Origin of the sequence: Methylobacterium nonmethylotrophicum (assembly GCF_004745635.1) — a bacterium.
In the GTDB taxonomy this organism is placed as follows: domain Bacteria; phylum Pseudomonadota; class Alphaproteobacteria; order Rhizobiales; family Beijerinckiaceae; genus Methylobacterium; species Methylobacterium nonmethylotrophicum.
The window spans coordinates 39,073-56,601 of the sequence record NZ_SRLB01000022.1 but is presented as its reverse complement, the minus strand read 5'-3'; the positions used below and the strand labels follow the sequence as shown (position 1 = coordinate 56,601).

The window sequence follows — 17,529 nt, the reverse complement described above, 5'->3', positions numbered from 1 at the left end:
TGCCGAAGGTTTTTAATGCAGATCCATCTCATCATGGCGAGGCGCGGTTGAGAAGGACGACGCTGGCAAGTGTGCCGAAACCAGTCCCATCCTGATTGCGGCCGGCATGAATTCCAACGACGAACCTGCCATCCTCCGAGAGGATCGGCGCGCCCGCCGTTCCTGGTCCCGTATCGCAGCCATGAGACAGGAGCGGCGGCACGACGGACACGACGTGACACCTGGGTGATTGGACGGCGAGCGGCACATCAACGCCCCCGCGGTACATGAGCAGCTTGAGGCGGTCGCCGACGGCTGGTGCTTGCGAAGCGAGACTCAGGCCTACGAGGCCTTCGGTGTTCCCGCCGAGCGCCAGAACCGCGTAATCGCCCTCGGCCCGGTTGTCAAAAATCTTACGCGCGCTCTGAACGGCCAGCGTTCTCCCATTCACGACAAGCTGTGCGGTGCCGTCCTGTGGTATGATGCAATGGCCCGCCGTGATCGCACGGTCGGCAGCGACCAAGAATGCAGTGCATACAGACATCGAACCGAACGAGAGAAGACCGACTGATCGACTTGCGGAGACGAGAGGATCGGCTTTTGCTAACTGACCGAGTGCGATTGCGTCGTCTTCGCCCTGGATCCCACTATAATTGGCCTGGGGGGCAGCCTCCGGATTTCTCTCAAGATAGGACCGAACTTGATTCGCATAGGTCGGCAACAGTCCGACTTCGAGCAGAAATTTGAGGTTCTCACGAACAACGGGACGCGGTCCTTCCGTAAATTTCTTGATCAAGTCGGCCTGAAGCGTGTCTTGCGAACTGATGCGCGCGAGATCGGCTTTCTGGGCTTCCGCCCTGCGATTTTCTGCAGCATTGTAGTAGCCAGAGATAATTGTCGTCATCAAACTGATAAATCCACCCGCGATAGCGAGCGTCAGCGGATTCGCGAGCGCCGACCCAAACGGCTTACGCTTCGCCTGGATCGAATCTCGGCGCTTTTGCAATACTTCGATCGACAATTTCTGCCGCTCGAACTTCAATCGTTCGCGCTCGAGAGCAAGGCGATCACGAGCGAGATCCGTTGATTGCGGCGCTTCGTCATCTTCGGACATGCTGCCGTCTTCCGGTGTCGATCGGGGCCTTCGCACGACGGATATCATACTATCAGCCGGGTCTGCTACTTCACGCTCGTCCCGTGGCGGACATTTAGAGGCAGACGGACCAGGATGGGCCGGAACCGCATCGGATCGGCGGAATGTCCCGCCCGGTCGGCCCGCCGCGCCGCGACCCGCGTGGTGCGCACTCTGCCACGGCTGGCGCGGCTCGCTCGCGGGAACAAGGATGCCGGTGCGGCATTGAGCCCTCGCGGAGTGCCGGGAGCCGGGAAGACAAGCCATGCGTCGCGACCTGATCGTCCTCACCCTCGCGGCGGCCCTGGCGGGCGCCGGTGCCGAGGCGCGGCCGCTGCGCGGCCCCGGCGCCGGGGCGGTCCACGGCCTGCCCGGGCCGGCGGGGGGCGCCGCCATCTACGACGTCCGCGGGCGGGGCTTCCACGGCAGGGGCTTGCCGGGCCGCAACCTGCGCGGTTACGGCGGCCGCGGCCAGAGGGTCGCGGCCTATGGCGGTGCGGCCTTTGCGGCCCCCCTCGGCGCCTACGGCGCCGGCGGGGCGCTCGAGCCGGGTCTCGTCGCCGAGCCGTACTTCACGCTGCCGCGCCCGAGCGAACTCGTCCCCTCCGCCTGGGGGGAGGGCACCTACGGGATCCCGACCGTCGCCGGCATCCCGCCCCAGCCGAGGGCCGATCCGGTGCTCTACGTCATCAATGGCGGCGAGCGCCCGGTCGGCGGCGCCCGGGTGGTCCCGGTCGAGGCGCCCCGGCGCTGAGAACCGCGACCTTTGCCCGCAGCAACCCGGCGCGGGATGGCGCGCGCAGCGGGGCCGTCGGCGCTCGCCTGACGGGGCGCGATTTGTTATGCCCTTCCGGTGATGCAGACCTCACCTCCCGCGCCGCCGACCCCGCGAAGCCGGACCCGCGCCGGGCGCGGGCGGCCGGGCGCATGAGCGGACAGGGGGCGAGCCTCGCCGGGTCGGAGGCCGCCGCGGCGGGTTTCGACGGTTCGGCGGGTTCCGCCGACGAGGCCGCGTCCCTGCGCCGCGAGGTCGCCGTCCTGCGCCGGGCGCTCGCCGAGCGCGACGCCTTCCTGGCTGGCGTGGCGCACGAATTGCGCAACCCGATGACCCCGATCCTCGGCCAGGTCGAGCGCCTGCTCGCCGCCGCCGAGCGCGACGCGCCGGAGGGCAAGGTGGCGCAGGGCCTGGCGCAGCTGCGCTGGCTCGTCGAGCGCTACGTCCGCCGGGCCACGACCCTCCTCGACGTCTCCCGGGCCCAGACCGGCCAGCTCGCGCTGCTCGCCGCCCCCGTGCCTCTCGCCGCGGTGGCGGAGGAGGTGGTGGCCTCCCTGAACCCGATGGCGGCGCATGCCGGCAGCACGATCGCGGTCGCGGTGGCGGACGACCTGGTGCTCTCCTGCGAGCGCCTCGCCCTCGACCAGATCCTCGACAACCTGATCACCAACGCGATCAAGTACGGCGATGCCGGCCCGATCACCCTCGCGGCGCATCGGGACGGCCCGGTCGCGCGGATCCGGGTCAGCGACCGCGGCGTCGGCATCCCGCCGGCCGACCAGGTCCGCATCTTCGAGCGGTTCGAGCGGGCGGTGGGCGATCCGGAGCGGGCGCCGACCGGCTTCGGGGTCGGCCTCTGGCTGGTGCGCCGCCTCGCCGAGGCGATGGGCGGCGGCGTCGCGGTTCACAGCCGCCCTGGCGAAGGCGCGACCTTCACGGTAACCCTGCCGCTCCACGACTGAAACGATCACGCGAGCCGAGAGTGCGGATGACGGGGGCGGGTCCGAACATGGGGCAGGCCGGTGCCTACGGGAGGCTGGAGCGGGTTCCGACCGGGATCGCCGGCCTCGACGACATCCTGGGCGGCGGGCTCTTCCGCGGCGGCGTCTACATCGTCCAGGGCACGCCGGGCTCGGGCAAGACGATCTTCGGCAACCAGGCCTGCTACACCCATGTGGGCGCGGGCGCCTCGCCCGAGCACCGGGCGCTTTACGTCACGCTGCTCGCCGAGAGCCACTCCCGGATGCTCGGCCACATCGCGCCCTTGGGCTTCTTCGCGGCCGGCCTGATCCCCGACCGGATCACGTATCTCAGCGCCTTCCGGACCCTGCAGGACGAGGGGCTGGCCGGCCTCCTGACCCTGCTGCGCCGCGAGATCGCCGCCCGCGAGGCGAGCCTGCTCGTCCTCGACGGGCTGGTGGCGGCGGAGGAGACCGCGTCCTCGACCCTCGAGTTCAAGACCTTCATCCACGAATTGCAGACCCAGGCCGCCGCGACCGGCGCCACCGTGCTGCTCCTCACCAGCGCCTCGGCCGGAACCGACATGGTGGCGGCGGAGCACACGATGGTGGACGGGCTGATCGCCCTGTCGAGCCGGCTCTACGGGCGGCGGGCCGAGCGCGAGCTCGAGGTGCGCAAGTTCCGCGGCAGCGGCTTCCTGCGCGGGCGCCACGCCTTCCGCATCACCGACGACGGGATCCGGGTCTTCCCGCGCATCGAGGCGTCGTTGCGGCTGCCGAGCCGGCGCGACCACGTCGAAGGGCCGCCGCTGACGACCGGGCTTCCCGCCCTCGACGCGATGCTGGGCGGCGGCCTGCCGCACCATTCGACGACCCTCCTCGGCGGCCCCGCCGGCATCGGCAAGACGACGCTCGGCCTGCAGTTCCTCGGGGCGGACCCGGCCACGCCGGGCCTGCTCTGCGGCTTCTACGAGAGCGAGGCGGCGATCCTCGCCAAGGCGCGGGCGCTGCGCCTGCCGGTCGCCGGACTGATCGAGCGCGACCAGGTCGCGGTGCTGTGGCAGCCCGCCACCGAGGGGCTGATCGACGAGATCTGCGCCGATCTCCTGGGGACGATCCGGAACCGGGGGGTCCGGCGCGTGTTCATCGACGGTCTGGACGCGATGTGCCGGATCGCAGGGGACCAGGATCGGATCGTCCGCATCTTCGCCGCTCTCACGGCCGAGCTGAGGGCACTGGGCGTGACGGCGATGTACACCCGAGAGACCGACCAGCGCGGCAACTTCCTCGACGCGCCCTCCGGCGCCCCCTCCCTGCGGCAGACCTCCAGCGTCGCCGAGAACGTCGTGCTGATGCGCCTGTGCGAGCTGCGCTCCGGCCTCCACCGCCTGATCGCCGTGGCCAAGGCCCGGGATTCCGCGATCGACCCCCGCCTGCGCCGCTTCGAGATCCGGGCCGGCGGCCTCGCCATCGATGACGGACCGGACCGGGCCGAGGCGATCCTCGCCGGTCGCGACGTCACGAGCCGCGGCGGGGAGTAGGTCCGTGGCGACGGTGCTCATCGTGGACGACGAATTCGGCATCGCCGAATTGCTGGACGCCGTCCTGGCCGATGACGGCCACACGGTGCTCACCGCCGCCAACGGCCGCCAGGGCCTCGCCCGCGTCGCCGCGCAAAGGCCCGACCTGATCGTCCTCGACTTCATGATGCCGGTGATGGACGGGCCCGCGATGCTGGCCGCCCTGAGGACCGACCCGGCGACGCGGGAGATCCCGGTCGTCCTGATGAGCTCGATGCCCGAGGAGACCGTGCGGGCGCGCGCCTCCGGCCACGCCGCCTTCCTGCGCAAGCCGTTCCGGATCAGGCAGGTGCGCGAACTGGTCGAGCGGCTCCTGGCGGGTCGCGACGGAGATGGTTGACTGAGTCAAATTTCTCGACGATCCTGCTGGCCTGACGGGAGACGGGCCGATGCGGCGGGACGACGAGGTCGAGGAGGCGATGGTCGCGGCGGTGCGGGCCTTCGGCCGGTTCTACACCCGGCAGATCGGCCTCCTGGAGGAGGGGCTGCACCGCAGCGCCTTCTCGCTCACCGAGGCGCGGGTGCTCTACGAGCTCGCCCACCGGGACGGCCTGACCGCCTCGGTCCTCGGCCAGGATCTCGGCCTCGATGCCGGCTATCTCAGCCGGCTGCTCAAGCGGTTCGAGGAGCAGGGCCTCGTGACCCGCACGACCTCCGCGGGCGACGCGAGGCGCCAGGTCCTGGGCCTGACGCCCGAGGGCCGGGCCGCCTTCGCGCCGCTCGACGCGGCGTCGCGGCGCGAGGTGGGGGCCCTGCTCGGGCGGCTCGCGGAGGCCGACCGGACGGCGCTCGTCGGCGCGATGGCGCGGGTGCGCCGCCTCCTCGGCGACCCGTCCGAGGAATCGGCCCAGGAACGTGCCACCTTCCGCGACCTGCGCTCGGGTGACATCGGCTGGATCGCCCACCGCCAGGGCGTGCTCTACGCGGCCGAGTACGGCTTCGACCTCGGCTTCGAGGCCCTGGTGGCCGAGATCCTGGCCGGCTTCGTGCGCGATCACGACCCGGCCCGCGCCGGGGCCTGGATCGCCGAGCAGGGGGGCGAGGTGCTGGGCAGCGTCTTCCTGGCGCCGTCCTCCGAGGGAACCGCGAAGCTGCGCCTGCTCTACGTCGAGCCCGCCGCCCGGGGGCAGGGCCTCGGCCGGCGCCTCGTCGAGGCCTGCATCGCCGGCGCCCGCGCCCGCGGCTACGGGCAATTGACCCTGTGGACCAACGACGTGCTGACGGCCGCCCGGCACATCTACACGCAGGCCGGCTTCCGCCTGGTGGAGAGCGCGCCGCACCGCTCCTTCGGGCAGGACCTCGTCGGGGAGACCTGGGTGCTCGACCTGCGGTGAGGCCGCTCGACCGGACCGACGCCGGCCAGCGTCAGGCCGGCCTGTGCAGGTGACCCCGGGGTCGGGATCGTCCCGGGGCCGTGAGGCCGGGACATCCCCGGCTCGGCTGCCTCACGGCGGCGGGCCGAGCCCGCTCGACCCTCAAGCCGCGTACATGCAAGCGGCGCATAGGCAAGTCGCGCCCATGCAGGCCGCATCCGCGGCGAGGCGGATCGGCGAGGGCCGGCGGGGACCGGGAGGTGACATGGCCGGCTCGCGCCGGGCTCAGTTCGGCACACGCAGCGTCTTGAAGCCGGTCCCAGCGCTGTCCTTGGCGCCGAAGGTGATCGGCTTCTGCGACGAGGACGTGCCGTCATAGATGTAGACGCCGCCGGACGCACCGAAGCCCGTGCTGAAGGGCGCAGCCTGTGGTGCCGTACCTCCCAGGATGACACGGCTGGAACTGCCGCTCAGGAGCGCGCTCTTGACGCTGCCGTCGTCGTTGAGCAGGCGCATGTACAAGACGCCGTCGTCGTTGAAGAAGGCCGCGATCCTGCTGTCGGCCGGGCCACCTCGGTCGGTCAGACGGAGCTGTGCGGCGGTCGCCCCCTGAATGTCGTCGATCATGCTGCCCGCGCCCGTCACCGTGCGCCTCGAGCCGGCGGCATCGGCGAATTCATGGAAATTGTTGGTTCCGGCGTCGGACCAGGGGATCTTGACCGACAGGTACTGGTTGAGCCGGACCTGCCACCCGGTCGTGTTCGCGCCCAGATGCCAGCCGGCATCGAACCCGGACACCTGGTTGCCGATCAGCAACCCATAGGCCCCGTCCGTCGCCCTCAGCAGCGTCTTGGCTCCGGTATAGCCGTCGCCCTGGAAGTAGGCTCCCTGGATCAGGACATTGCGCGTGTCGGATCCGGACAGGTCGAAGCCGACGTAGCCCGCCATTCGCTCCGGACGATAATTGGCGGCATAGTGCGTCCCGCCCTTCACGTGCAGCTGCTTGATGTTGACGCCTTTCACGATGCTCCTGTAGGCGCTGATCTGGCCGCCCATGACTTCGATCCAGGGCTTTCCGGCCGGGAACCTGGCAACGATTCCGTCATCGACGTCGATGTCGATGTGCCCGGCGAGCACCAGGCCCTCGCTCGTCTCTCCGATGTCGTGGGCAGCCAGCGCCGACAGGACCATGCCGCCGACATGCCGGATGTCGGTCGTGGTGCCGCGGTAGCGATGCGCGGCGTTCATCGGCGGCGACGAGAAGGATCCGGTGACGAACACCCCTTCGTAGAGCGGCGAGCGCACGTTCGTGAGGACGTCGGCCGCCTCGAACCAGCCCCCGTCCGCCATGACGTTGATGTCGCGCTGCACGAGCTGCTGCGTCGAGGAGGCCGTGCCGGAGAACGAGACCGTGAGGTAACGGCCCACCCCGGATTGCGACGTGCTGACCGCCATGCCCTCGACCACGAGGCGGTCGGCCGGACCGGCATTCTCGAAGGCGAAGCCCTTCGCTCCGCCCGTGAAGCGGATTTCCGTGGTCCCGGAGCCGCCTCCGCGCACATGGCGCGATCCCGGAGGCAGCGCCACGTCCCGGTTGAGCAGGCACTTGCCGCGCCCGAAGACGAGCCGTCCCGGCATGCCGGCCGGGAGCGCGTCCGCGGCGGCCTGGGCGGCGGCCCAGTCCATCTCGTCCGTCAGCGCCCTGGCCGCCGGATAGTCCGACTGTGCGGAGGCCAGGGCGCGGTACCGGCTCGACAGCGGGTGAGACTGCCCGTCGCAGACCGCACCGTAATCCATCACGCTCGGAGCGTCGGCCGCCCGGGCCGCCATGGTGCGCGTCACCGCACCCGAACCCGGAGGCGTGACGCTCATTCGCGACGCGTCGCACGGGCTGCCCGACTGGCAACCAGGCGGAACGCGCAGCTCCTGTGCCGACACGGCGGCCGGCGGAAGGGCCCCGAGAAGGGCGCTGCCAAGACCGGTGCCAAGAAGGGCGACTGCCCGGATCACGTCCACTGCCCACGCTCCATGAAAGACCCGACGGCTCGTCCGGCGCAGCCTAAGCATCATTCGCCGAGGCGGTCACCGGTCCGGCACCGGCCGTCCGCGATCGGCACCGGTCGTCCGCGATCGGCACCGGTCGTCTGCGACCGGCGGAAGGGTACCGGCGCAGGGATGCCGGGGGCGGACGCCCGACGGGAGGCACCATGTCGGTGGATGGCCCGGGTCGCGGACGCGTCGACCGGGAGCGTGGCGATCGGCGCCGGCCCGCCTGTGTCGGTTGCGAAGAGGCGCGACCGCACACGCTGCGGATCATCGTCCGCGCGCTGGTGACGGGTATCCCCGCCGCTGAGCGTGGAGGCCGCTGACCGTTGTGGCTCCTATCGGTGAGGGGGCCCAAACCGATGCTGACTTCCCGAGAGAGGACGACGCCCTTGACCAGTTCCTGTCGGGTTTGATTGCAGAAAAATGGCACGGCACACGCCACTGCCGATCTGCCTGCGGCGACGCATCTCCAACCCGCACCCTCATCCCGAGGTGCACGCGATGCGTGCCTCGAAGGAGAGCTCCAGACGCCTGTGCGATTCCTGGAGCCCTCCTTCGAGGCCGTCGATCAAAGATCGAGTCGATCTCCGATCGTATGCGAACTCCGATCGCCAGCACTTCAGGATGAGGTTCGAGGATCGGAGGTCCGTAACCCGCGGTCGCTCGCAGTGTCGAGTGCGGTGCAAAATGGCATTCAAGGAATTTAATCGCGAGATACACCCTGAAGTTGATACGATGACAGAATCTAATACTCAAGATACAAAGATATTTTATATCTTCCTTTACGGAATTGTCGCATGATCGAGACGTCATGGACACGATGTTTTTGCCCCGAGCCGTTGCGCACGAGTCCGGCGCTCTCACCCGCTGTCGGGAAGGGAGTGTCGCCTTCGTCTTCGCGATTTTGCTCCCCGTCCTTCTCGGCAGCGTCGGCTTCGGTGTTGATTATGCGACGTGGCTTCTCCGCAAGCAGAAGCTCCAGGGCATCGTCGATGCCACGGCGCTCGCCGTCGTCTCCGACATGCAGGTCACCGGTTTCGGCAGGGGCCGGGCGCAGGCCGTGGCGGAAGCAGCGGCACGCAGCTTGGCGGCGGACAAACTCGGCGAGGACCGGATCGCGGTGGCGACTGAGCCCATCTACCGCCGGCCGGCGACGATTCCGGACGATCCCTTCAGGCTGGCCCTGGCGAACGACCGGGACGAGGCGCCCACGGGCGTGAGGGTGACCCTGTCGCAGCGCAAGCGCGCGATCATGACCACGCTCGTCACGCCGTACCTGACCGACATCACCGTCCAGGCGACGGCCGAGATCGTCGGCACGTCCCGTGTCTGCGTCGTCGCGCTGGACGGGTCATCGGCAGCCGCCATCGGCCTACGGGACAGCGCCCGGATCTCGGCGAGCGACTGCTCGGTCTACGCGATGTCCACGTCCGGCGCGGCGATCGACGCGCGCGACGCCTCGCAACTCGCCGCCGGGAAGTCATGCGCGGTCGGGGGCTATGCCGGCGCGTCGCAGCGCTTCCGGCCGGTGCCGATCACCGGCTGCCCGGCCATCAAGGACCCGCTCGCGGCACGCGCTGCCCCGGCCGTCGGGGGCTGCACGTACACCAACAAGCAGGTCGGGAACTGGAGCGAGGTTCTGAGCCCCGGGACGTATTGCGGCGGGCTCGTCCTCACATCAGGCGCTGTCGTCAGGCTCAACCCCGGCATCTACGTCATGAAGGATGGGCCTCTCGTGGTCGGCTCGGACAGCGGGACGCCCGCGGCCGGGTCTGGGCACCCATATGCCAGCAAACACGTCTCACTCCTTTGTTACCACAACGATGTTTCACCGGCAGTCAAATCTTTTCTGCATTGTCCGACCGCATCGACGTATCTCTCGCCAGCTTCGCTGAGCGGCGACGGCGTCGGCTTCTACTTCACCGGGGCGGTACAGCCGGAATACGACGGCATCGCCCGCCCGATGCAGTTCATGCCGCGCTCGAACGTGTCGCTCGGCGCGCCGACGGAGGGTCCGATGGCGGGCTTGCTGTTCTTTGAGGACCGTGGCGCCCCGGCGGGCCGGCTGTTCGAGGTCATGAGCGACAATGCACGCCGGCTCGTCGGCACGATCTACATGCCGCGCGGCACCTTCGTGGTCTCCGCCAACCAAGTCGTCGCCGACCACTCGGAATACACGGCGATCGTCGCGCAGAAAGTGGCGCTCTCTCAGGCGCCTCGCCTCGTCGTCAACGCGAACTACAACGCGACCAAGGTGCCGGTGCCGCAGGGGCTCGGCCCGACGAGCGCCCGTCCGGCGCTCACGGATTGACGGGCGATCCGCTCCACCGGCTCGGTCGCATCGTCCCGTAACGTCAGGTGCATGGTCCGGGTTCCCGGGAGGCTCGCCGCGATGGGTCTGCCGGTGAGGCGCAATTTCCGGTTTCCTGCCTGGGGTGACGAGGAGATCCCAGGTCGCGGGCGGCGAGGGTGGCGGGGCCGGTGATCGGATCGTCCTGCCTCCGGGCGGGCACGGGAAGAATGGAGGCGGGGGACGGCGGGCGTCGATGACCGGCCGGTCATCTCCGGATGACCCGGGAGGTCACGATGCGACGACCTCGCACGTCATCCGCGCGCCTACTCGGTCACGATCACCCGGTTCGGCAGCTCGTCGGTGTCGCCGGGTCCCGGCGGAGCGGCCTCGGCCAGGATCGCGCCGGCGGCCTCCACCGCCTGCACCAGCCCCTCCGCGAGGGCGTCGCGGCGCAAGGCCGCCACGAGGTCGTCGAGCACCGGGCGCCAGGCGTCGGGGGCGGCGCCGATGCCGATATCGGTCACGACGTCGGCGTAGCGCTCGGCGAGGGCGACGTAGATCAGCACGCCGGTGCGGCCGCTCGTGTGGGAAAGGCCCCGGGCCCGGAAGGCGTGCTGGGCGGCGGCGCGGGCGCGGGCGCGGCGAACCGCGCGGGGCAGGGCGCGGGGCAAGGCCCAGGGAAAGAGGGCCGGGGCCGCCGCGAGGCCGAGGAGCAGCGCCAGGGCGACCGCGAGCTGGATCAGGAAGATCCGGGTGACGGAGAGCCCGGTGAGGAGGATCAGCGGCCAGGGCACCAGGAGCGCCCCGGCGAGCGCCAGCGCCGGCGGCACGCTGCGATAGGCCCCGGAGCGGGACGCCACCATCACGACGATCTCGCCCGCCGTGCCGCGCTCGGCCGCCGCGATGGCGGCACTGATGCGGGCGCGCTCCGCCTCGCTCAAGGATTCGGGCAAGGCTCCCGGCATCACCAGTCTCCCGAGGCGCCGCCACCGCCCGACGAGCCGCCCCCGCCCGAGAAGCCGCCGCCGTAGCCGCCGCCCGTGCCGCCCCCGAAGCCCCCGCAATACCCGCCGCCGAAGCCGCCGCCCGAGGGACCGGGCAGCACGATCCAGCTCCCGCCCGGGCGGCGATGCGGCCGGCCCGGGCCGCCGCGGCCCCCGGCGAGGAGCCGGACGAGCACGACGCCGATCACCACGAGCAGGATCACGACCAGGACCGGGTCGAGGCCGCCGGCGGCATCCTCCCGCACCTCCGCCCGGCGCTGCCACTCGGCGGCGTCCCCGGAGAGGATGCCGAGGATCCCGTCGACCCCCGCCCGGATGCCGCCGGGAAAGTCCCCGGCCTTGAACTTCGGCGCCACCGCGCTCGCGATGATCACCTTGGACAGGGCGTCGGTCAGCGCGCCCTCGAGGCCGTAGCCGACCTCGATCCGCACCTTGCGCTCGGTCGGCGCGACCAGGAACAGCACGCCGTTGTTCTTCGCCTTGGCGCCGAGGGCCCAGGCGCGAAACAGGCGGTTGGCGAAATCCTCGACCGAGGTGCCCTGGAGCGACGGCACGGTGGCGACCACGACCTGATCGGTGGTTCGGTCCTCGTGCGCCTTGAGCGTCGCGGACAAAGCCGCCCGCTCCTCGGGCCGCAGCAGGTTCGCGCCGTCGACCACCCGTCCGGCGAGGGGCGGCAGGTCGAGGGCGGCCGCGGCCCCGGCCCAGAGGACGAGGAGCAGGAAAGCGAGGGCCGCGCCGGCCGCCTTGCGCATGGTCCCGGGACCGGGCCTAGAACTTCACGGTCGGCGGGCGGCTCGACTCGGGGGTGGCGCTGAAGGATTCCATGGGTTTCGCCTCCGGGTAGAGGGTGGAGGCGATCCAGCGGCCCGGGATGGTGCGGATCTCGGTGTTGTAGGCCTGCACCGCCTGGATGTAGTCGCGCCGCGCCACCGCGATGCGGTTCTCGGTGCCCTCGAGCTGCGACTGCAGGGCCAGGAAGTTGGCGTTCGACTTCAGGTCGGGATAGCGCTCGACGGTGACGAGGAGCCGGCCGAGCGCGCCGGAGAGCTGGTTCTGGGCGTCCTGGAACTCGCGGAACTTCTGCGGGTCGCTCACCGTGGACGCATCGACCTTGACCGAGCTCGCCTTGGCGCGGGCCTCCGTCACCTGCACCAGCACGTCGCGCTCCTGCTGGGCGTAGCCCTTCACGGTCTCGACGAGGTTGGGGATCAGGTCGGCGCGGCGCTGGTACTGGTTCTGCACCTCGCCCCAGCGCGACTTGGCGGCCTCCTCGAGCGTCGGCACCCGGTTGACCGCGTCGCAGGCCGAGAGGGTGGTGGCGAGGGCGAGCGCCAGGACGACGAGGCGCAGGCGGCCGATCAGGGAGGCGGTCATGTGGCGGGGCTCCTCGTCCGCGAGCGTTGCCGTGTCGCAGATAGGCGGCCTTCCGCCGCGGACCAGCGGCGCCCGGAACATCAAGCGGCCCCGGCGCGGGTGCGCCGGGGCCGTCGAGCCGCGCGAGACCGGGACCGTCAGGCCGCCCGGATCGCCGCCAGGAACCGGTCGACCTGGCCCTTCACGGTCATCGACTGGGCCGAGAGGCTGCGGGCGGCGTCGAGCACCTGGCCCGCCGCGTGTCCGGTCTCGCTCGCCGAGGCGGTGACCTGGCCGATATTGCCGGACACCTCCTGGGTGCCGCGGGCGGCCTCCGCGATGGTGCGGGAGATCTCGTTGGTGGTGGCGGTCTGCTCGGTCACGGTCGCGGCGATCACCCCGGAGATCTCGCTGACCGACACGATGGTCTCGCCGATCTGCCGGATCGCCCCGGCGGCGCTGCCGGAGGCCGCCTGGATCCGGGCGATCTGGCTCGCGATGGCGTCGGTGGCCCGGGTCGTCTGGCCGGCGAGCTCCTTGACCTCCGCGGCGACGACCGCGAAGCCGCGCCCCGCCGCGCCGGCCCGGGCCGCCTCGATCGTGGCGTTGAGCGCCAGGAGGTTGGTCTGGCTGGCGATGGCCGAGATCATCGTGACGGCGGTGCCGATCTCGTCGGCGGCGCGGGCGAGGTCGCCCATCGCGGCGCCGGTGGACTCGGCCTCGTTCCGGGCCAGCGCCGCGACCTCGTTCGAGCGCAGCACCTGGCGCTCGATCTCCTGGAGCGAGGCCACCAGCTCCTCGGCGGCGACCGCCACGGTCTGCACGTTGGCGGCGGTCTCCTCGGAGGCCGCCCCCACCGCGACGGCGCGCTGGTTGGTGCCCTCCGCCACCCCGGTCATGGCGTGGGCGGTGGCGTCGAGCTGCGTGGCGGCGGCCGCCACGACGTCGAGGGAGGTGACGATGTCGGCCTCGAAGCCGCGCACCAGGCGGTCGACCGCGGCGACGCGCCGGTCGCGGTCGGACTGCTCGGCGAGCGCGCGGGCCTCCATCTCCTGGCGCGCCACCGCGTTGGCGCGGAAGACGTCGACCGCCTTGGCCATGTCGCCCATCTCGTCGGCGGCGTCGCGGGACGGCACCGCGACCGCGAGGTCGCCATCCGCCAGGCGGGTCATCGCCCCGGTCATGCCGCGGATCGGCCGGATGATGCTGCGGGCGATGACGAGCGCGAAGCCGAAGCCGAGGGCGACCACCGCACTGATGAGCCCGACGAGCGTCGCCTGGGCCGCGCGGGCGGCGGCGCCGGTCGAGGCCGCGAGCGCCTCCACGGTGGCCTCGATCGAGCCCCGGGCGGCGTCGCCGGCCTTGGCGATGGCGGCGAATTTCGGCTGGAAGCCCTGGTCGTAGAGTTCGGCGCTGGCGATGACCGCCGACGCGGTCGCCTCGAACCGCTCCTTGTAGGCGGCGAGCGCCTGGCGCACCGCCGCGACCGGCTTGGCGAAGGCGCCGAGGAGGTCCTGGTCGGCGAGCACCTTCAGGGCGGTCTCGGCAGCGCGGACGTTCGCCTGGAAGGTCGCCGGCCCGGCCGCGTCGGTCGTCGCGAGGAAGCGCCAGTTGGCGACCCGCACCAGCAGCGTCGCGGTCTCGATCGCGGTGGCGCGGCCCACGTCGGCGCTGGTGCCGTTCGCCCGGACCTCGGCCACCAGGGCGGTCGCCGCCTTCGTCAGGACGTCGCCGTTGGCGAACAGCTTCGCCCTGTTGTCGCGGATGAGCGTGCCGAGCTCGCCGAGCCGGGCGATGTCGGCCGTGAGGCTTCTGGCATTGGTCAGGACGGCGGCGTAGAGGGCCTGGCGCTCGGGGACGCTGGCGGCGCGCTCGAGCGCGGCACTGGTCTCCTCGAGGCGGGCGAGGGTGCCCTTCATCGCCTCGACGCTCTGCGGATCCTGGGTGAACCGGTACTTCAGGGCCTCGCCGGAGAGCTGGTGCGTGAGCGCGTTGACCGAGACGGTCCTGAGCGCGATGCCCTCCAGCAGCGCCCGCTCCTCGTAGCGCGCGTTGGTGCTGCCGCCGCTGCTCAGCGCGTAGGCGCCGAGACCCGCGGACAGGGCCACCAGCACCCCGAACCCGCCATAGAGGCGCGTGCGAATTCCCGTCTTCACCGGTGAGTCTCCTCGATCCTGGCGCAGCGCTAACGCGAACTCTCTTGCGGTAGGGTTAACATTTATTGATTCCGGTCCGACGCGACCGCTTCGCCGGCATCTCGCCGCCGCACGGCATGACTTCGCGACCATGCAATCAGTCCGGCAGGTCACGTTGCGGGATCGAATACCTGTCCGGCCGGATCGGCCTCCCGGTTGGTGCGGCGACGCTCCGGCGCTATGCCCTGGCGACGGCCGGTGCGGCCGATTCGGGACCGGCATGGCGAAGCGAGCGGCCAAGGCGACAGCGACGGGCAAGACCCCGTCGGGGGAGAAGACCCCGTCGGGGGAGAAGACCCCAAGGGCGGTGACGAGCGGATCCGTGTCCGGGACGGCGGGCGATCCGGCGGACGGGCCGCCCTCGGCCGCCTCCCTCTGGCGGGAGGCGCGCAACGGCGCGGCCCGGGCGCGCCTCGAGAAGTCCCTGCCGGCCGTCTTCCCGGCCCCGGTCCTGCGCCACGCGCTCTCGCGGCCGCTGGTGCCGCCGACGCCGCGGCTCGCCGTCGAGAGCTACTGGCGCCACCACATCCTGCGGGCCGACCGGCTGGCGCGGGCGCTGGCGGCGCAATCGGGCCAGCCGGAAGGCTGGACCTGGCGCCTCGGGACCTGGCGCCTCGGGACCTGGCGCCCGGATCCCCGGCGCCCCGCTCCTCTCCGCCTCGGCGCGGCCGGGGCGGACCTCGGGACGGAGGATGCGGAGGCCGGCCTCGCCTTCAGCTTCCGGATGCCGCCGGCGCCGTTCCGCGAGGCGCCCTACGCCCGGGGCAAGGGGCATTGCTGCGTCTGCGGCCAGCCGGTCTACCGCTTCGGCTGGCACCGGGACCTGTGGGGGGCGGGCGCGCCCAACCGCAACGCGTCGTGGCACGCTGCCTGCGTGGCCGCCTGGAAGCTCTGGACCGGCCCGAGCGACCACGTGAAGGTGCTCAAGCGCCGCCAGCGCCACCGCTGCGCCCAGTCCGGCAAGCGCCTTTTGCGCAGCGCCGAGGTCGACCACCGGGTGCCGCTCTACCGGATCTGGCGCGAGGAGCGGGCGCGGCCCTGGCCCGAGCTCCTCGGCTACTGGGGCCTGCCGAACCTCCAGGTGGTCAACCGGGCGATCCACGCCGACAAATGCGCCGTCGAGGCCGGCGAGCGGGCGAGCGTGCGGCGGTCCGGGCGCGACGGCGCGCCGCCGGCATGACCGACGACGATCAGGGCCCGGACCGCGTGACCGCGCGGACAAAGGCCGAGGCCGTCGCCCGCAGCTGCGGGGGATCGCCGTGGATGCGCTCCATCACCGCGAGGCCGCGGGTGAAGGCGACGGCGAGGGTCGCCGTCTCGGCGACGGACAGCGTCAGCTCGCCTTCGAGCGGTGCGAGCGCACCGGCGACCAGGGCTTCGAGATCCCGGATCAGCCCTTGCACCCGCTCGCGGATGCGCGGCTCGGCCAGGCTGCCGTCATTGGCCGTCTTGGTCGTCAGGCATCCGCGCGAGGGCGACCCCGCGGTCATGTTGGCGATGGCGGCCTCGAAGAAGCGCTCGAGCACCGCGCGCGCATCGCGACCGACCAGGCCGTTCTCGACGGCGCTCAGGAAGCGGGCCGCGTAGAGGTCGAACGCCTTGAGGAACAAGGCCTCCTTGTCGCCGTAGGCGTTGTAGAGCGAGCCGCGCTGCACCCCCGTCGCCTGGGCGAGAGCGGGCATCGACGTCGCGGCCGGCCCCTGCCGCCAGAACAGCGCGAGCGCCCGTTCGAGGACCGCCTGCTCATCAAACTGCCGGACGCCCACCATCTTCCCCGACCCGCGCGGTTCATTCTTGACATCAATGTCAAGTTTGACATTCTTGCCTAAGATAACATGCATGCCCGGCCGGCGCGACGCGGCATCGCAGGCAGGGGCTCACCCGGCGATCCGCGCGGCCGCGGTGGATCGAGGGAGATGCCCGCCGGCCCTGCATCGATCGGAGCGACGGAGGTCGCATGACGACGGACCGCATGACCTCGACGCGCGTGACCTCGGCACGGGTGGCGGGCTCGCTCTACGGCCTGGCTGCCGCCCTGATCTGGGGCGGCTTCCCGGTGGTCACGCGGTTCGGCGTGACCGGTTCCGGGCTCGACCTGTACGACGTGACCTTCGTGCGGTTCGCCGTCGCCGCGCTCCTGACCGTCCCGGTCCTGGTGCGGGCCGGGTGGCCCGACTGGCGGCTGACCGGCCTGCTCACCCTCGGCATCGGCGCGCCCTACATCCTCGTCGTGTCGGGCGGGCTGGCCCGGGCGCCGGTGGCGCTGTTCGCGGTGCTCACCCCGACGAGCATGGTGCTGTTCTCCGCCTGCCTCGGGATCTGGATCCTGGGCGAGCGACCGGGCCGCTGGCAGCTCGGCGGCATCGCGGCGATCGGCGTCGGCAGCGCGGTCGCCGCATCGGCCCTGATCGCCGGGCGTTCGGACCAGGCGTCGGCCCTCGGGCTGTTCGTCGGCGGCGGCGCGCTGTGGGCGCTCTACACCGTGACGGCGAAGCGGTCGGGGCTCGATGCCTGGGTGGCGACGGCGGCCGTCTCCGCCGCCTCGCTGATCGTCTACGGGCTGCCCTACCTGGCGGTCCGGGGCTTCGCGGTCCTGCATCATCCCTGGCCGGGCCTCGCGGGCCAGGCGCTGTACCAGGGCGCCCTCGTGTCGGTGGTGGCCCTGTTCTGCTACAGCAGGGCCGTCCTCCTGCTGGGCGCGCCGGTCGGCGCCTGCTTCGCCGCCCTGGTGCCGGCCCTGGCCATGGTGGAGGGCATCTGGCTGCTCGGCGAGATGCCGGCCCCGCTCTCGGCCCTCGGTCTCGGCCTGTCGACGCTCGGCATCGCCGCCGTCCTTCTCGCCCCCCGCGGCTGACCGGAGACGCGCGCCTGCCGGGGTGCGGGGGACGACCGCCGCC

General features: G+C 71.6%; 15 protein-coding genes. 8 read left to right on the top strand and 7 right to left on the bottom strand.

All coding sequences use genetic code 11. The features are described from left to right. Positions 1 to 31 precede the first annotated feature (31 nt). Positions 32 to 1,093 carry a trypsin-like serine peptidase gene (locus EU555_RS25285; RefSeq protein ID WP_167858659.1) on the bottom strand — a complete coding sequence of 354 codons (1,062 nt, stop codon included), beginning with the start codon at positions 1,091 to 1,093 and terminating at the stop codon, positions 32 to 34. A 283-nt stretch (positions 1,094 to 1,376) separates the two neighbouring features. Between EU555_RS25285 and EU555_RS37185 the strand changes: the two genes are divergently transcribed. The 5 genes from EU555_RS37185 (at position 1,377) to EU555_RS25260 (ending at position 5,759) form a co-directional block, all read left to right on the top strand. Then, the gene (locus EU555_RS37185; RefSeq protein WP_245524482.1) at positions 1,377 to 1,865 is read left to right on the top strand and encodes a hypothetical protein; all 489 of its coding nucleotides are present in this window, start codon (positions 1,377 to 1,379) and stop codon (positions 1,863 to 1,865) included. 173 nt (positions 1,866 to 2,038) lie between these two features. Further along, positions 2,039 to 2,848 (top strand): sensor histidine kinase, encoded by an 810-nt coding sequence (locus tag EU555_RS25275; protein ID WP_135418003.1) that lies wholly within the window; start codon positions 2,039 to 2,041, stop codon positions 2,846 to 2,848. Between the two features lie 26 nt (positions 2,849 to 2,874). Further along, complete coding sequence (locus tag EU555_RS25270) at positions 2,875 to 4,386, top strand: RAD55 family ATPase (protein WP_135418001.1); 1,512 nt, start codon at positions 2,875 to 2,877, stop codon at positions 4,384 to 4,386. Between the two features lie 4 nt (positions 4,387 to 4,390). Further along, positions 4,391 to 4,765, top strand: a complete 375-nt coding sequence (locus EU555_RS25265) for a response regulator (RefSeq protein WP_135417999.1) — start codon at positions 4,391 to 4,393, stop codon at positions 4,763 to 4,765. 49 nt (positions 4,766 to 4,814) lie between these two features. After that, positions 4,815 to 5,759, top strand: coding sequence for a bifunctional helix-turn-helix transcriptional regulator/GNAT family N-acetyltransferase (locus EU555_RS25260; RefSeq protein WP_135417998.1), 945 nt, complete (start codon positions 4,815 to 4,817; stop codon positions 5,757 to 5,759). Positions 5,760 to 6,023: 264 nt separating this feature from the next. On the opposite strand, the gene EU555_RS25255 is transcribed toward EU555_RS25260, so the two are convergent. Further along, positions 6,024 to 7,580 (bottom strand): hypothetical protein, encoded by a 1,557-nt coding sequence (locus EU555_RS25255; RefSeq protein ID WP_167858658.1) that lies wholly within the window; start codon positions 7,578 to 7,580, stop codon positions 6,024 to 6,026. A gap of 1,015 nt (positions 7,581 to 8,595) precedes the next feature. On the opposite strand from EU555_RS25255, the gene EU555_RS25250 reads away from it, so the two are divergent. Then, complete coding sequence (locus EU555_RS25250; RefSeq protein WP_245524481.1) at positions 8,596 to 10,095, top strand: pilus assembly protein TadG-related protein; 1,500 nt, start codon at positions 8,596 to 8,598, stop codon at positions 10,093 to 10,095. 305 nt (positions 10,096 to 10,400) lie between these two features. Here the strand turns inward: EU555_RS25250 and EU555_RS25245 are convergent, their stop codons facing one another. From EU555_RS25245 to EU555_RS25230, 4 genes are all read right to left on the bottom strand, one after another. Next, the gene (locus EU555_RS25245; protein WP_135417995.1) at positions 10,401 to 11,042 is read right to left on the bottom strand and encodes a TPM domain-containing protein; all 642 of its coding nucleotides are present in this window, start codon (positions 11,040 to 11,042) and stop codon (positions 10,401 to 10,403) included. After that, entirely contained in the window at positions 11,042 to 11,836 is a 795-nt protein-coding gene (locus EU555_RS25240) for a TPM domain-containing protein (RefSeq protein ID WP_135417993.1), read from the bottom strand. Before EU555_RS25240 ends, EU555_RS25245 begins: the two co-directional genes overlap by 1 nt. A gap of 16 nt (positions 11,837 to 11,852) precedes the next feature. Beyond that, a complete protein-coding gene (locus tag EU555_RS25235) occupies positions 11,853 to 12,458 on the bottom strand; it encodes a LemA family protein (protein WP_135417991.1) in 606 nt (201 codons plus the stop codon). Positions 12,459 to 12,595: 137 nt separating this feature from the next. Further along, on the bottom strand, positions 12,596 to 14,593 hold the full coding sequence (locus EU555_RS25230) for a methyl-accepting chemotaxis protein (RefSeq protein ID WP_135417989.1): 1,998 nt from the start codon (positions 14,591 to 14,593) through the stop codon (positions 12,596 to 12,598). Between the two features lie 259 nt (positions 14,594 to 14,852). Here EU555_RS25230 and EU555_RS25225 point away from each other — a divergent pair, with 259 nt between their 5' ends. After that, positions 14,853 to 15,812 carry a hypothetical protein gene (locus EU555_RS25225; protein ID WP_245524480.1) on the top strand — a complete coding sequence of 320 codons (960 nt, stop codon included), beginning with the start codon at positions 14,853 to 14,855 and terminating at the stop codon, positions 15,810 to 15,812. Between the two features lie 10 nt (positions 15,813 to 15,822). Here EU555_RS25225 and EU555_RS25220 read toward each other — a convergent pair whose 3' ends face one another. Beyond that, positions 15,823 to 16,401, bottom strand: coding sequence for a TetR/AcrR family transcriptional regulator (locus EU555_RS25220; protein ID WP_135417985.1), 579 nt, complete (start codon positions 16,399 to 16,401; stop codon positions 15,823 to 15,825). A gap of 188 nt (positions 16,402 to 16,589) precedes the next feature. On the opposite strand from EU555_RS25220, the gene EU555_RS25215 reads away from it, so the two are divergent. Further along, complete coding sequence (locus EU555_RS25215) at positions 16,590 to 17,486, top strand: DMT family transporter (protein WP_135417983.1); 897 nt, start codon at positions 16,590 to 16,592, stop codon at positions 17,484 to 17,486. Positions 17,487 to 17,529: the final 43 nt, after the last annotated feature.

Coding starts and splice junctions, on each gene's coding strand:
- EU555_RS25285 (WP_167858659.1), bottom strand. CDS start 1,093: ATGTCCGAAGATGACGAAGCGCCGCAATCAACGGATCTCGCTCGTGAT.
- EU555_RS37185 (WP_245524482.1), top strand. CDS start 1,377: ATGCGTCGCGACCTGATCGTCCTCACCCTCGCGGCGGCCCTGGCGGGC.
- EU555_RS25275 (WP_135418003.1), top strand. CDS start 2,039: ATGAGCGGACAGGGGGCGAGCCTCGCCGGGTCGGAGGCCGCCGCGGCG.
- EU555_RS25270 (WP_135418001.1), top strand. CDS start 2,875: ATGACGGGGGCGGGTCCGAACATGGGGCAGGCCGGTGCCTACGGGAGG.
- EU555_RS25260 (WP_135417998.1), top strand. CDS start 4,815: ATGCGGCGGGACGACGAGGTCGAGGAGGCGATGGTCGCGGCGGTGCGG.
- EU555_RS25250 (WP_245524481.1), top strand. CDS start 8,596: ATGGACACGATGTTTTTGCCCCGAGCCGTTGCGCACGAGTCCGGCGCT.
- EU555_RS25245 (WP_135417995.1), bottom strand. CDS start 11,042: ATGCCGGGAGCCTTGCCCGAATCCTTGAGCGAGGCGGAGCGCGCCCGC.
- EU555_RS25240 (WP_135417993.1), bottom strand. CDS start 11,836: ATGCGCAAGGCGGCCGGCGCGGCCCTCGCTTTCCTGCTCCTCGTCCTC.
- EU555_RS25235 (WP_135417991.1), bottom strand. CDS start 12,458: ATGACCGCCTCCCTGATCGGCCGCCTGCGCCTCGTCGTCCTGGCGCTC.
- EU555_RS25225 (WP_245524480.1), top strand. CDS start 14,853: ATGGCGAAGCGAGCGGCCAAGGCGACAGCGACGGGCAAGACCCCGTCG.
- EU555_RS25220 (WP_135417985.1), bottom strand. CDS start 16,401: ATGGTGGGCGTCCGGCAGTTTGATGAGCAGGCGGTCCTCGAACGGGCG.
- EU555_RS25215 (WP_135417983.1), top strand. CDS start 16,590: ATGACGACGGACCGCATGACCTCGACGCGCGTGACCTCGGCACGGGTG.